This window comes from Streptomyces sp. NPDC028308, from assembly GCF_055565855.1.
In genome coordinates this window covers 330,860-345,650 of record NZ_JBVHTO010000013.1, presented here as the reverse complement: position 1 = coordinate 345,650, position 14,791 = coordinate 330,860, and the positions used below count along the sequence as shown (strand labels likewise).

Genomic DNA, 14,791 nt, shown 5'->3' with positions numbered 1-14,791 from the left:
ATGCTCGCGTTCAGGATCAGCCGGCGGTCTGGAAGGGAGCCAGGCTGTCGGGGCCGTGCCGTTCGATCCAGCTCTTCCCGTCCGCCGCTATCCCCTCCAGAAGGCGGAAGGTGTGGGTGGAGCCGGCCGCGCTGAGGTTGATCTCGGAGATTTCCCGGGAATTCTCGGTCGGGGCCAGTTGATGGGCGTCGGCGTCCTTGACGCGAATTTTCCTGGCCGGTCCGTTGGCGAGGAAGAGCTCCAGGTCGTAGCCGATGTCGGCGTTCTCCGTCACCTGTACGGAGGTCAGCGCGTCGAACCGGTAGTTGCACCGCTGCTCGTTCTTGCGCGTTCCGTCGAAGAAGTCGAACTCAGAGCTGATCTCGCGGATACCGTCCTGGGTGAACAGGAATAGGCGGAACACATAGTGCGAGTACCGCCATGGGCCGCCTCGGACCCGACCACGTTTGTAGGAGGGACCAGGGGCCATCAGGATGGTGTGGGTGATCAGATCACGCCAGGTGAGCCGGTGGTACTGGAGTGCCTCATCGACGAACAAGGTCTTGTCGCAGGTGAGCCACGTCTCCATCTCCAGTTCGCTGGGGCGCGTAGCGTCCAGGAACGACTTCCAGCGGTGGTAGGCAATCTGCCGTTCGGCTAAATGCTCGCTGTATTCCTGGGTCTCCCGGTTCAGCCGGTGCTCTTCACGCCGGACCTCGAGCCATCGGGAAGCGCTCGCGTGCCCGGACCAAGCCGCACCGAGCACGGCCAGAAACGCCCACAGAGGCCGCGGTTGGGCGGCACCGATGGCCGCTGTGCCGAACCCGGCCAGAGCCGCGACACCGAGAACGGCGAGGGCCGCCACGGTCAAGGCCTTCGTCCTGCCCGACGTCCGGTCCTGGCGGTACCGATCGGACAGGATGCCGTTGTTGTAGCGATCTCGGGCGTCCTCGGCGAGGTACCGGATCAGCCAGTCGACTCGCTCCACACCGATTCGGCTCTCCCGGTAGAGGTCCGCGATCTCGGCAGCGAGGCTGCTGCGGATCTGAACGGTGTGACCGAGCCAGGCATCCGCGGTGAAACCGTGGGGCCTTCGAATGCTGAAGTAGTGATCGAATGAATGGCGGACGCGCTTGGTGAACCGGTCCTCGGCGATCGGAGGATCGCGCGGATCCGGGGCGTGAACCTCGGCCCTGAAGGCAGGCCTGGGCTCCTGGCCCCACCACCGAACGCCGAAGCGCGCCGCAGTCAGGCCCGCGCCGAGTGCCACCGTTAACTCGACGATCGCCTGGGCCGGATTCGCGATCAGAGCCAGGGCCCCAAGGAGAGCACTGCTGATGGCGAACAGGACCGCCCGGACAGGGAGGGCCGCCTTGGCGGCGGCCGCGGTGCTCGGGCGGGGCCGAACGGCCCGCGCCCCGATGGGGTCGGGTGCGAAGTAGGCCCAGACCCGCTGGGCCCGGCCGTTGCCGAAGCGTTCCGCCCTGGCCCGCCCGAGGGTCTCCGCCCACAGGTCGTCCTTCAGCCCTCCGGTAAGTATCACGTCGAGGTGGCGGAGAATCGCGTCGTGCTGGCGGAGCGGCAGGTCCTGCAGTTGCTTCAGCACAGGGCCGGTCTCGCTGCCGGCGCTGCTGAGTACCGCCAACAGGTCGAAAGTGACGCGCAGGGCTTCCTTCCACTGGTCCTCGGCGAAGTCCCGCACGAGCCCGTAGGCGTAACGCAGCTGCCTGACCTCTTCGGCAGTCAGGTCGTGGTGGGTGCGTGCGCTGAGCATGGCGAGCACCCAGTGGAAACGCACCTCGGTACCGTCGTACCCATGGGCGATCGCATCGGTGATCATTTCGCGGGCCCGGCTGGGAACGCCGTCTTCCAGGAGCTGTACGCCGACGCGGTACTTCTCCTGCGGCGAGGCGTCCGGGTGGACGAAGTAGACGTTGGAGTTGTGTACGGTCTCGGCCTGAATCCCGATGGTCGAGCCGTACGCCGCCGAGCTGTACGGGGCACTGTCGTCGTGGTTCATGTCAGGTCACCGGCCGCGGCAACCAGCGGAGCCAACGTGGCCAGCAGCGCGGGGCACTCCGCGACCAGTCCGCGCAGCCTCTTGAGTGTCATGACCGTCCGCTTGGACGATTCAAGGGTGCGCTCCCTTGCCGACCGGAGGGCGGAGTCCAGATCGGTCAGGGCTTCCCGGTAGCTGTCCTCGTCGAGGGCGCCCTTGTCGCGGTGCCACCCCAGCTGATCGCGGAAACCGTTCAGTCCCGTGATCAGGTCCGTCGGGCCGGGTGCCTTGGGGACCGTGCTCATGTGGACACTGCTGCCCGTGACGGAGCCCGCCATGATGCCGACGGTGCTGTTGTGAACGGTGTTGCTGACGGGCAGGTCGAACCGGTGGGCCGAACGGGCACCGTCGTCCTGGGGCACGGGGGTCTCGTCCTGCTCGCCCACCAGTTCCGCTGCCAACCGGATGGCGAACGCCGCCGCGTTCGCCGCGGCCCGCGGCTGCCAGTTGCGGTCCTCCAAACTGTTCTTCGTGCCGTCCGCCCGGTCGCTGATCCCCCGGACGATGGCCACCGGCGCTCCGCTGAGATGGCCGGCCTGGGCCACACCGGCCGCCTCCATCTCGATGGCGAGCGCGTCGTTGTAGTGCTGTCGGATCCACTTCGCCTCAGCCGAGATCCTCGAGTTCTGGACGATCTCGCCGGCGGCGATCGCCCCGAAACGCACCTGCGGTCCGTCCTTGTGACCGGGTGTGGGGTCCGCCCAGTCGTTCACACGGGCCAGGTGCGAGGCGAGCTGGCTGATGCCGTGCGGCGCTTCCCATACCCGGGGACGGGCTTTGAGCCCGTCGTCCTCGCTGGTCCCGCCGTGATAGGCGTACACGTGGGAGGCCATCACCACGTCACCCAGCCTGGTGGCGTCCCACAGGGCGCCGGCGACCCCGACGAACAGCACGGCCAACGGCGAGAACTCCTGGATCGCGCGTTCGGCGATCACCGCGGCGGAATGGTTCCCCTTGTTCGTCAGGCCGAGTGCGACGCGGCACGATGTGCCCCGTACGGTTCCCACCTCGAACCGGGTACCGCGCTTGTGGCGATGCACCTGAGGATCCGCCAGCCTCTGGCGCACGGACTGATATTCAAGATTGAGAGCGGTGAGAATCACCACTGAGTTCTTCGGCATCTACTCCTCTTCCCCTCTCGTGTTCTCTTCCGACGCAGATGGCGCGGGTCGGATCAGCGGTGGGAACAGCACGGTGTTCGGACCGGCCCGGTACAGCCGTGCGGGTCTTCCCCCCGTGGCCTTGCGGTCCGTGCCGACGGGAACGATGAACCCCTTCGCGGCTTGGACCTTCCGGTAGAAATTGCGGGTGTCGAGCGTGGTGCCCCAAACGGCCTCGTACACCTGCTGCAGTTCTGCGATGGTGAAGCTCTCCCCGCAGAACGCGGTGGCCAGTGCCGAAAATTCGATCTTGGTGCGCGCGCGTTCGATCCCGTCTGCGGCAATTCGATGGTGGTCGAAGGCGAGAGTCGCCTCGCCGGACAGGACGGCTTCTGCGGGAACCCACGCGGCATCGGTGGCGTCCGTCCCCGCGACAGGGTCGGGCAGCCCCGGTGCGATCGCCAGGTGAGCTACGGAGACGACTCGGCCCCGGGGGTCGCGGCCCGATCTTCCGTACACGGCCAGCTGTTCAAGGTGCACACAGCCGGAGGTCAGGGCTGTTTCCTCACTCAGTTCGCGGTGAGCGGCGTCCAGGATCTCCTCGCCATCGTGGCTCAGGAATCCTCCAGGCAGCGCGAGCATGCCTCGGAAGGGATCTTCGCCCCGCTCCACCAGGAGGACGTGCAGACGACTGTCGCGCAGCGTCAGGATCACGAGATCGACCGTCAGTAGGACAGGAGGAGGTGACCATGCGTCATCTTGCATGCCCTGCAAGGTACTTGAGTTACTGTCACTTGCACAAGAAGTAGAGTGTTGGGATCGTCGCGCCGCTCGACCTCATGGTCGTGACGCACATGGATGGTCGGCTGGTGGTCGAACATGTCAGCTCGTACCTGTCTGCCGGGTCACGGTTTCCGGGCCGCGACTGGCGCGCTCGTGGCGTCGATGGCAAAGCGAGATAGTCGTGGCCCGTTCGCGTCGATGAACCGCAAACCGGATGCCGGGACCTGGGTCAGTTTCGTATGTAGCCGCCCCGGCTGATCCGATCTTCCGGCAACGTCACCTTGATCAGTTCTTGACCGGGCACGGCTAAACGATCACTTGCGAGCTGGCATGGCATCCGCAGTTGGTGCATCCGGCCCGGAGGTGGGGAATGTTCCGATCGGCCCATGAATAATCGCGATGCGGGCGCTACCGGTCGGCTTTCGAAAGCGGAGAGACCTCTCCGTCCTTACATGGCCCCAAGATCGACCGCGATGGAGAAAGGCGCGGTGGCCTTCACCATGCCGGTGAACATCTCGCCGTCCCTGTAAGCCCTGGTGGCGGGGTCGAGAACATAGGTGTATACGATCGGGACCCCGGTGGCGGCCTGCTCGACCCGCCAGTAGAAGGGGATGCCGGCCTTGGCGTACTGGTCCACCTTCACGATCCGATCCGTGGTCTCCGAGCCGGGCGACACGACCTCGACTACCAGGAGCACGTGCTCGGGGCGGGTGGGCGTGAGGTCGATGGTCTCTGCCCGGTAGACGATGACGTCCGGCCGGCGGTTGGTGAGCGGTACGTCCTGGAGGCGGACGTCGAAGTCCGTGTCCGCGTTCCAGTCCGGGCCCGCGGCGGCGTCCAGGGCATTGGCCAGGAGCCGAGCCAGCCGGTTGTGCCGCTTCGAGGCGCTCGGGCTCACGACGACCATCCCGTCCACGATCTCGATGCCGGCGCACTGCTCCTCGGACCAGGAGTCGTACTGCTCCGCGCTGATCTGCGTATGCATCCACGCGGGCGCCACCATCTCGGCGGACATGGTGTACCTCCTTCGAGGAGCCTCGGCAGGTCCAGCGCCACTGCGCTCAGCCTACTGTTCCGCGGCCGAGTGCGGCGGGCTCGTCAGCGCTTCCTCGATCGCGGCAGGCCCTGTGAGAGGCTGGGTCGTATGAACCGGTTGGCTGGTGTGACCTCGCCTTATCTGCTTCAGCACGCGGACAACCCGGTCGACTGGTGGCCGTGGGGACCCGAGGCGTTCGAGGAAGCCCGACGGCGCGACGTCCCCGTCCTGCTGTCGGTCGGCTACTCCGCCTGCCACTGGTGTCACGTCATGGCGCACGAGTCCTTCGAGGACGAGGCGACGGCCGCGTACCTGAACGAGCACTTCGTGAGCGTGAAGGTGGACCGCGAGGAGCGGCCCGACGTCGACGCCGTCTACATGGAGGCGGTGCAGGCCGCCACCGGCCAGGGCGGCTGGCCTATGACCGTCTTCCTCACCCCCGACGCCGAGCCCTTCTACTTCGGCACCTACTTCCCGCCCGAGCCCCGGCACGGGATGCCCGCCTTCCGCCAGGTCCTCGAAGGCGTCGGCAGCGCCTGGACCGACCGCCGCGACGAGGTCGCCGACGTGGCGGGCAAGATCGTGCGTGACCTCGCGGGCCGCGAGCTGAACTACGGCGGTACCGAGGTGCCGGGCGAGGAGGAGCTGGCCGGGGCGCTGCTCGGGCTCACCCGGGAGTACGACGAACAGCGCGGCGGCTTCGGCGGGGCGCCCAAGTTCCCGCCGTCCATGGTGATCGAGTTCCTGCTGCGCCACCACGCCCGCACCGGCTCCGAGGGTGCCCTGCAGATGGCGCGGGACACCTGCGAGCGCATGGCGCGCGGGGGGATCTACGACCAGCTGGGCGGCGGTTTCGCCCGCTACTCCGTCGACCGGGACTGGACGGTTCCGCACTTCGAGAAGATGCTCTACGACAACGCCCTGCTGTGCCGGGTCTACGCGCACCTGTGGCGTTCCACCGGGTCGGACCTCGCCCGCCGGGTCGCCCTGGAGACCGCCGACTTCATGGTCCGCGAACTGCGCACCGCCGAGGGCGGGTTCGCGTCCGCGCTCGACGCCGACAGCGACGACGGGACCGGCCGGCACGTCGAGGGCGCGTACTACGTGTGGACGCCCGAGCAGCTGCGCGACGTCCTCGGGGACGACGCCGAACTCGCCGCCCGGCACTTCGGCGTGACCGAGGAGGGCACCTTCGAGGAGGGCGCCTCGGTGCTGCAACTCCCGCAGCGGGAGGGCGTGTCCGACGCCGCGCGGATCGCGTCGGTGCGGGAGCGGCTGCTGGCCGCCCGCGGGGAGCGGCCGGATCCCGGCCGCGACGACAAGGTGGTCGCCGCCTGGAACGGGCTGGCCGTCGCCGCGCTCGCGGAGACCGGCGCCTACTTCGGGCGTCCGGACCTGGTGGAGGCCGCGATCGGCGCCGCCGACCTGCTCGTACGCGTCCATCTGGACGACCGCGCCCGCCTGGCCCGTACCAGCAAGGACGGCCGGACCGGCGCGCACGCCGGGGTGCTGGAGGACTACGCGGACGTCGCCGAGGGCTTCCTGGCGCTCGCGTCGGTCACGGGGGAGGGGGTTTGGCTGGAGTTCGCCGGATTCCTGCTCGACCACGTCCTCGCGCAGTTCACCGACGCAGAGTCGGGCGCGCTGTACGACACGGCGGCCGACGCGGAGCGGCTCATCCGGCGTCCGCAGGACCCCACCGACAACGCGACCCCCTCCGGCTGGAGCGCGGCGGCCGGCGCCCTGCTGTCGTACGCGGCCCAGACCGGCGCCGAACCCCACCGCACCGCCGCGGAGCGGGCGTTGGGCGTGGTGAAGGCGCTGGGTCCGCGCGCCCCGCGGTTCGTGGGCTGGGGGCTCTCGGTGGCCGAGGCGCTGCTGGACGGGCCGCGCGAGGTCGCGGTCGTCGGTCCGGCGGACGCGGACGCCACAAGAACCCTGCACCGCACGGCACTTCTGGGGACGGCGCCGGGCGCGGTGGTCGCGGTGGGTGCTCCGGGCAGTGACGAACTGCCGCTGCTGGCGGACCGACCGCTGCTCGGCGGCCGACCGGCGGCGTACGTCTGCCGCAACTTCACGTGCGACGCCCCGACGTCCGACGCCGAGCAGCTCAGGGAGGCCCTGGGCGGCGTGGTTTCCGACTGATCGGTCGCATCTGGACGGGAAAATTCTGACGTGGTCCGATACATGCCCTTAGTCGACCGAGGATTACGAAACACTCTATTTATCTGAACAGTGCCGGGACTTCACAGATCCCTCCTAGTCTCCTCACGGTGACGCGGCGGTTGAGGACACGCCGCCGCGACAGGGGTTTGGGGATCTGGGGGGATCTGTTGCTCACGTCTGTCTTCATCGCTGCCGTTTCACTGGCTCTGTTCTGGATGGCCGCCTTCACTCTGTGGTGGCAGATGCACGCCTGGCGTACGCCCGAGGTGCTCGCCTCCACCCGTTTCGGCAGACCGGACGGCGGAGAGGGCCTGTCCTTCTCTCTGCTGCTGCCCGCCCGGCACGAGCAGGCGGTGCTGGACCACACGATCCGGCGACTGCTGGAGTCCGGTCACGACGACTACGAGATCATCGTCATCGTGGGGCACGACGACCCGGAGACCGCGGCCGTCGCCCGCGCCGCCGAGGCCCGCGACCCGCGGGTGCGGGTCGTCGTCGACACCCATGAGCGGAAGAACAAGCCGAAGGCCATGAACACGGCGCTGCCGCACTGCCGCGGTGACGTCGTCGGGGTCTTCGACGCCGAGGACCAGGTCCATCCGGAGCTGCTCGCCCACGTCGACCACGCCTTCCGCACGACGGGCGCGGACGTGGTGCAGGGCGGTGTGCAGCTCATCAACTTCCACTCCAGCTGGTACAGCCTGCGCAACTGCCTGGAGTACTTCTTCTGGTTCCGCTCGCGGCTCCACCTGCACGCGCAGAAAGGTTTCATTCCGCTCGGCGGCAACACCGTCTTCGTCCGCACCGAGGTGCTGCGCGCGGCCGGCGGCTGGGACCCGGACTGCCTGGCGGAGGACTGCGACCTCGGGGTGCGGCTGTCCAGCGTCGGCAAGAAGGTCGTCGTCGCCTACGACTCCGACATGGTGACCCGCGAGGAGACGCCGGGCAGCCTGGTGTCCCTGATGAAGCAGCGCACCCGCTGGAACCAGGGCTTCCTCCAGGTCTACCGCAAGCGGGACTGGCGGCAACTGCCCACGTTCGGGCAACGGTTGCTGGCCCGCTACACCCTGATGACGCCGTATCTCCAGGCCGTCTCCGGCGTGATCATCCCGCTCAACGTGGCCGTCGCGCTCTTCCTCGACGTGCCGGTCGGCATCGCCTTCATCACCTTCCTGCCGGCCGTCACCGCCCTGGTCACCTTCGTCTTCGAACTGGTCGGACTGCACGACTTCGGCAAGCAGTACGGACTGCGCGTCCGCTTCGTGCACTACCTCAAGCTCGTCGCCGGCGGGCCCCTCTACCAGGTGCTCCTCGCGGGCGCGGCCGTTCGCGCGGTGTGGCGCGAGCAACGAGGCCGCACGGACTGGGAGTTGACCAGTCACGTCGGCGCGCACCTCACCGAGACGATCCGAGAGGACGTTCCCGCGTGACCTCCACTCTCCCCGCGGCGGCCACCACGGTCCCCGCGCAGCGGCACCGTGCGCCCGCAAACGCGCCCGCCGTCCGTCCCGTCCCGCGTTTCCGCAGCTCGCGCTCCGACCTGGTCCTGTGTGGACTGCTGCTCGTGGCGATCATGGTCGTGCAGGGCTGGAACATCACCGACTACCCGGCCCTCAGCGACGACGAGGGCACCTACCTGGCCCAGGCCTGGGCCGTGCAGCAGGGCGACGGACTCGCCCACTACACCTACTGGTACGACCACCCGCCCCTCGGCTGGATCCAGCTGGCGGCGCTGACCTGGCTCCCCGCGAAGATCAGCCCGTCCCTGATGACCGTCGGCCCGATGCGCGTGACCATGCTGCTGGTCGGCGCCGCGAGCGCGGTCCTGCTGTACGTCCTCGCGCGCAGGCTCCGGCTGCCGCGCTGGGCGGCGGGCCTGGCCATGGCGATCTTCGGGCTCTCGCCGCTGTCGGTCGTGCTCCAGCGCGAGATCTTCCTGGACAACATCGCGGTGATGTGGACGCTGCTGGCGTTCTGCCTGGCCGCCTCGCCGAACCGGCACCTCTGGCACCACTTCGCGGCCGGCGTCGCGGCCGCCGCGGCGGTGCTCACCAAGGAGACGATGCTCGTCGTCCTGCCCGCGCTCGTGGTCACCATGTGGCGCCACGGACACCGCGACACCCGCAAGTTCGCCCTCACCGGAGCCGTCACCGCCTGCGTGCTGATCGGCCTGGCGTACCCGCTGTTCGCGCTGCTCAAGGGCGAGCTGCTGCCCGGCTCCGGGCACGTGTCGCTGTGGGACGGCATCACCTACCAGATGAGCCGCCCCGGCTCCGGCTTCGTCCTCGACCCCGGCTCCGGCTCGCACGCCGTGCTGCGGTCCTGGCTGTACTACGACCGCGTCCTGCCCCTCGGCGGACTGGCGGGCGCCGTGCTGCTCCTGCTCACCTGGCGCTGGTCGGTGACGGCACGCGCGCTGGCCGGACCGGCCCTCACCGTCGGCATCCTCGCCCTGGTCGCACTGCGCCCGAACGGCTACCTGCCCGCCATGTACGTCATCCAGGCGCTGCCCTTCCTCGCGCTGGTGCTCGCCGGGGGCACCGCGAGCGTGGCGCACGCGGTGCTGCGCCGGTCGCGGAGCACGCGGGAGCGGCCGTACGTCACCTGGGGGCGCCGGGCGACCGCGGCCCTGCTCGTGACTGCGGCGGCCCTCTACGTCGTGCCCCGCTGGTACGACGGCGACCGCACCGCCCTGACCGCCGACGCGAACGCCCCCTACCGGGCCGCGTCGCACTGGCTCACCACGCGGGTGGAGGACCCCGCGGGCACCCGGGTCCTCGTCGACGACGCGCTCTGGCTCGACCTCGTGCACCACGGGTACCGGCCCGGACCCGGCGTCATCTGGTTCTACAAGGCGGACCTGGACCCGGCGGTGACGAAGACGATGCCGCGCGGCTGGCGCGACCTCGACTACGTGGTCGCCTCGCCCACGGTCCGGCGCGACGCGGCCGACCTGCCCAACGTCAGGGCCGCGATGCGCCACTCCACCCCGGTCGCCGTCTTCGGCACCGGCGAGGACCGCGTCGAGATCCGCCGGATCCAGACCGAGGGAGGCTCCCGATGAGTCACGAGTCCACCGTTCCCGAGGAGCTCGGCGACCCGGCGGTACACGCCGCGGAGGTAGCCGAGCCGGGCGCCGTCACCATCGTCGTACCGACCTTCAACGAGTCCGCGAACGTCCGGGAGCTGCTGCGCCGGATCACCGAGTCGGTGCCCGCCCGGCTGCCCTGCGAGGTCGTCTTCGTGGACGACTCCACCGACGACACCCCCGAGGTGATCGCGCGGGCGGCGCAGGACTGCCCCTTCCCGGTCACCGTGCTGCACCGCGAGGAGCCCGTGGGCGGCCTCGGCGGCGCCGTCGTCGAAGGACTCAAAGCCGCGGCCTCCGACTGGATCGTCGTCATGGACGGAGACCTCCAGCACCCGCCGTCCCTGGTGCCGGAGCTGGTGTCCACGGGCGAGCGGGCGTCCGCCGGGCTCGTCGTCGCCAGCCGCTACATCAAGGGCGGCAGCCGCGAAGGACTCGCGGGCGGCTACCGCGTCGCCGTCTCGCGCGGCGCGACCTGGCTCACCAAGACGCTGTTCCCGCGCAAGCTGCGCGGCATCAGCGACCCGATGAGCGGCTTCTTCGCCATCCGGCGCAGCGCGGTCACCGCCGATGTCCTCCAGCCGCTCGGCTACAAGATCCTCCTCGAACTCGCGGTGCGCAGCCGCCCCCGGCAGGTCACCGAGGTGCCCTTCGTCTTCCAGGACCGGTACGCGGGCGAGTCCAAGTCGACGGCGCAGGAGGGGTTCCGTTTCCTGCGCCACCTGGCCGGGCTGCGCACCGCCTCGCCGGTGGCCCGGATGGTCGCCTTCGGGCTGATCGGCGTCACCGGGTTCCTGCCGAACCTGCTGGGCCTGTGGGCGCTCACGGCCGCCGGGGTGCACTACCTGCCGGCCGAGATCGTCGCCAACCAGTTCGGGGTGGCGTGGAACTTCCTGCTCATCGAGCACCTGCTGTTCCGTGAGCGCCGCAGGCACCGCAACCGGTGGGACCGCGCGGGCCGGTTCGCGCTGCTCGCCAACGCCGACCTGGTGCTGCGCATCCCGCTGATCGCGCTGTTCGTGCGCGAGCTCGGGATGGGCCCCCTGTCGGCCACCGCGCTCGCCCTGGTGACGACCTTCGTCCTGCGGTTCGCGGGGACGGAGGCGCTGGTCTACCTGCCGCGCAGGGCCGCCGGACCCCGGCGCGCGAGCCGCGACCGCGGTCGCACGGAAAGGAGAGCCGCGTGAGCTTCCACCTCAGACCCCGGCGGAGAACCTCCCTGCTGGCCGTGGCGGGCCTCGCCGCCGGGCTGCTCCTGGTCTCGCCGCAGCCCGCCGCCGCCGCGAACCTCGTCAAGAACCCAGGCTTCGAGACGGCGGGCACCGACGGCATGCCGTACTGCTGGGAGAAGTCCGGCTGGGGCGACAACGACTTCACGTTCTCCACCGTCGCCGGCGCCCACACGGGCACGAAGGCGATGAAGGTCGAGCTGACCCGCCGCGTGGACGGCGACCGCAAGGCGCTGGTCACCGAGAGCGCGGCCTGCGCCCCGGTGGTCACGCCGGGCAAGCAGTACGACCTGGGGCTCTGGTACAAGTCGACGACCCCGGACACCTCCCTCACCCTGTTCCGGCACGACGCGACGGCCGGCTGGCAGTACTGGACCGACCTCAAGACGCTGGAGATGACGAGCGGTTGGACGCAGGCGTCGGTGCGCACCCCCGCGGTACCGGCCGGCACCGACCGCGTCAGCTGGGGCGTCTCCGTCTACGGCACCGGCTCCGCGACCACCGACGACTACACGATGGACGAGGTCGCCGACCCCGTGCCGCCCGTCCGGTGCACCGGCACGGCCGACGAGTGCGCCAACGGCAAGTGGACCGTGCTGCCCACGCGGAACCCGGTCCGGTCCATGCACTCCGTCGTGCTCAACAACGGCAAGGTGCTGCTCATCGCGGGCTCCGGCAACAGCGAGGAGATGTTCGCGGCGGGCACGTTCACCTCGGCGGTCTACGACCCGGTGCGGGGGACGTACAAGCAGATCCCGACGCCCAAGGACATGTTCTGCGCGGGGCACGTGCAGCTGTCGGACGGGCGCGTGCTGGTGATGAGCGGCAACAAGGCGTTCCCGGTCGCGGGCGGCCACGGCTACGAGGGGTACAAGGACTCGTACGTCTTCGACCCGGTCACCGAGACGTACGGCAAGACCAACGACATGAACGACGGCCACTGGTATCCGTCGGCGACCGTCCTCGGCAACGGTGACGTGATCTCGTTCGGCGGGCTGCGCGAGGACTCGACGGGTTCGGTGACCGCCGAGCTCTGGTCGGACGCCGAGCAGCGGTGGCAGCCGCTGTGGAAGGTCAACCAGACCTGGTCGTACTGGGGTCTGTACCCGTCGATGATCCTGATGCAGGACGGCCGCCTCTTCTACTCGGGCAGCCACGTCTTCGGCAACGGCACCCCGGGCACGGGCTCGGCGATCTACGACTACGACGCCAACACCACCACCGCGGTCCCGGGACTGCGGAACAAGGACCAGCGGGACCAGTCGGCGAGCGTGCTGCTGCCGCCGGCCCAGGACCAGCGGGTGCTGACGCTCGGCGGCGGCAACATCGACTCCAACCCGGAGGCGAACGGGCTCACGGACCTCATCGACCTCAAGTCGCCCTCCCCGTCGTACGTCGCGGGGCCGCCGGTCCCGCAGGGCGAGGTGGACCTCGGCAACGGCAAGGTGGCCCAGACCGGCGGCCAGGGGAAGATGTACGTGTCCGCCGTGCTGCTGCCCGACGGCAAGGTCCTGGAGACCGGCGGCGCCCTGCACAACCGCGCGAACCCGGTGTACGAGTCGTCGCTCTTCGACCCGGCGACCTCGACCTTCGACCCCGTGGCGCCCGACCCGGAGGAGCGCGGCTACCACTCGTCCGCGTTCCTGCTGCCCGACGGCCGGGTGATGACGACCGGCGACAACCCGGGCAACGGCACCTGGAACCACGACGTGTCCGTCTACACCCCGCCGTATCTCCTCAAGGGCCCCCGCCCGGCGATCACTTCGGTCATCGACACCGAGTGGGTCTACGGCGACACCCAGCGCATCACCGTCGACCGGCCCGTCGCCAAGGCGGAGTTGATCAGGCCGGCCGCGGTGACGCACTCCTCCGACCCGAACCAGCGGTTCGTGGACCTGCCCCTGAGCGTGGACGGGAACAACGTCGACCTGAACGTGACGAGCAACCCCAACCTGGCCCCGCCCGGCTGGTACATGCTCTTCGCGGTCGACGCCAACGGCGTGCCGTCGGTGGCCGAGTGGGTGCACCTCCAGGGGCCGTCCGCACTGGCCGCGGACGCCGCCTCGCCGCACGTCCACGCCTTCGCCGAATCGCCGGACGGGAAGACGAGCGGGCCGGGGAGGAAGCGGACCTCGCAGCCGGTGAGCCCGACGGTCTCCGGCTGCGACCCGCACTACGGATCGGTCAACGTGTGCGTGCCGACGGTCTTCCCGGACGGAGTGAAGGAGACGGCGGCGGCCCGGTGCGCCTGGCTGAAGACCCACGACTACGGCCGCCTGCGGGTCAACGGCAAGGACGATCCGCTGGGCCTCGACCGCGACCGGGACGGCCGGGCCTGCGGGAAGGGGGACGTGCGGAGGTCCTAGGTCGTGTCCGCAAAGTCCCGCCTGTTCCGCGACGCCTGGCACGCACTCTCGCCGCACCGGGCGAAGCCCCGAGTACGTCCAGTACGAGGGACTCCGCCCGGCCCACCGAGAGCACGCACCAGACGCCGCGGAACCCGCCCTACGGGCGGACGACGGGACTTTGCGGACACGACCTGGTGCGGGCCGTCCGGGCCCGGCGGGGCTGCTGGGGGCCGCGCCCTCAGTGGCTTCCGAACTCCGCGAGGGCGCGTCCCACGATCGCCTCCAGGCGGTCGTGGTGCGCGCCCCTCCAGTAGGCGCGCCCGCACGCGGCGCACTGGGCGAAGACGTCGTACGACCGGCTCGTGCCGCCTTCGAGCCGGTCTGCCAGTTCCTCCTTGGTGGCCTCCCTGAGCAGCCCGTTGCACGCGGTGCACCGCGTCCACGGCTTCAGCTCGGGTGCGAACCGCCCGAGCACGTCGCGGAGTTGGTCGTCGGGCTGGGTGCTGTACACGAAGGCGCCCGCCCACAGTTCGCGGCGGCGCAGCAGCCCGCGGTCGCGGCTGAGCAGGACCCGCCGCTCGGCCGCCGAGCGCGCGGCGAGGGCCGGGTCGCCGATGTCGGTGGACTCGTACGCCGTGTCGACGCCGAGCAGCCGCATACGGCGGGCCAGCGTCCCGAGGTGGACGTCGAGCAGGAAGCGCAGCGGCGCCCCGGGTACGGACTGCGGGCGCCGGACGGCGCGCACCCGGACGGACTCGCCCGCGGCGGGGATGTGCGACACGGGCACCTCGCGGCCGTCCACGACCAGGGCGCCGACCTCGGTCAGCGGGACGCCGAGCGACTCGACGACGTGGCCGAGGGTGGAGGCGCCGTCGGTGGCGACCCCGGTGGCGGCGGCCCGCCGTGCGGGCGGGACGAACAGGCCCAGCTCGGGGGCGAACTCGACGTGGATCTCCGGTCCGTTCACCGGGTCAGGATGCCACGGCGGCCGGGGCGGCGGCCT

At 70.1% G+C, this 14,791-nt stretch carries 10 protein-coding genes; 5 read left to right on the top strand and 5 right to left on the bottom strand.

Features of this window, described 5'->3' with window-relative positions:
* Positions 1-16 precede the first annotated feature (16 nt).
* The 4 genes from ACZ4VA_RS30385 to ACZ4VA_RS30370 form a co-directional block, all read right to left on the bottom strand.
* On the bottom strand, positions 17-1,999 hold the full coding sequence (locus ACZ4VA_RS30385; RefSeq protein WP_356238176.1) for a hypothetical protein: 1,983 nt from the start codon (positions 1,997-1,999) through the stop codon (positions 17-19).
* Positions 1,996-3,159 (bottom strand): 5'-methylthioadenosine/S-adenosylhomocysteine nucleosidase family protein, encoded by a 1,164-nt coding sequence (locus tag ACZ4VA_RS30380; RefSeq protein ID WP_468083211.1) that lies wholly within the window; start codon positions 3,157-3,159, stop codon positions 1,996-1,998. The genes ACZ4VA_RS30385 and ACZ4VA_RS30380 overlap by 4 nt, the downstream gene beginning before the upstream one ends.
* Entirely contained in the window at positions 3,160-3,903 is a 744-nt protein-coding gene (locus ACZ4VA_RS30375) for an NUDIX hydrolase (RefSeq protein ID WP_356238178.1), read from the bottom strand.
* A gap of 466 nt (positions 3,904-4,369) precedes the next feature.
* Entirely contained in the window at positions 4,370-4,936 is a 567-nt protein-coding gene (locus tag ACZ4VA_RS30370; protein WP_356238179.1) for a Uma2 family endonuclease, read from the bottom strand.
* Between the two features lie 129 nt (positions 4,937-5,065).
* Between ACZ4VA_RS30370 and ACZ4VA_RS30365 the strand changes: the two genes are divergently transcribed.
* The 5 genes from ACZ4VA_RS30365 to ACZ4VA_RS30345 all read left to right on the top strand — a co-directional run bounded on the left by ACZ4VA_RS30365 (position 5,066) and on the right by ACZ4VA_RS30345 (position 13,806).
* Positions 5,066-7,102: a thioredoxin domain-containing protein gene (locus ACZ4VA_RS30365; protein ID WP_452922184.1), complete on the top strand. Its 2,037-nt coding sequence runs from the start codon at positions 5,066-5,068 to the stop codon at positions 7,100-7,102.
* A gap of 188 nt (positions 7,103-7,290) precedes the next feature.
* Positions 7,291-8,553 carry a glycosyltransferase gene (locus tag ACZ4VA_RS30360; protein WP_355782619.1) on the top strand — a complete coding sequence of 421 codons (1,263 nt, stop codon included), beginning with the start codon at positions 7,291-7,293 and terminating at the stop codon, positions 8,551-8,553.
* Positions 8,550-10,187, top strand: coding sequence for an ArnT family glycosyltransferase (locus ACZ4VA_RS30355; RefSeq protein ID WP_355782616.1), 1,638 nt, complete (start codon positions 8,550-8,552; stop codon positions 10,185-10,187). The genes ACZ4VA_RS30360 and ACZ4VA_RS30355 overlap by 4 nt, the downstream gene beginning before the upstream one ends.
* Positions 10,184-11,398, top strand: a complete 1,215-nt coding sequence (locus ACZ4VA_RS30350) for a glycosyltransferase (RefSeq protein ID WP_468083207.1) — start codon at positions 10,184-10,186, stop codon at positions 11,396-11,398. The genes ACZ4VA_RS30355 and ACZ4VA_RS30350 overlap by 4 nt, the downstream gene beginning before the upstream one ends.
* A complete protein-coding gene (locus ACZ4VA_RS30345) occupies positions 11,395-13,806 on the top strand; it encodes a galactose oxidase-like domain-containing protein (RefSeq protein WP_468083205.1) in 2,412 nt (803 codons plus the stop codon). The genes ACZ4VA_RS30350 and ACZ4VA_RS30345 overlap by 4 nt, the downstream gene beginning before the upstream one ends.
* Positions 13,807-14,026: 220 nt before the next feature.
* Here ACZ4VA_RS30345 and ACZ4VA_RS30340 read toward each other — a convergent pair whose 3' ends face one another.
* On the bottom strand, positions 14,027-14,755 hold the full coding sequence (locus ACZ4VA_RS30340) for a Mut7-C RNAse domain-containing protein (RefSeq protein ID WP_468083203.1): 729 nt from the start codon (positions 14,753-14,755) through the stop codon (positions 14,027-14,029).
* Between the last annotated feature and the right edge of the window lie 36 nt (positions 14,756-14,791).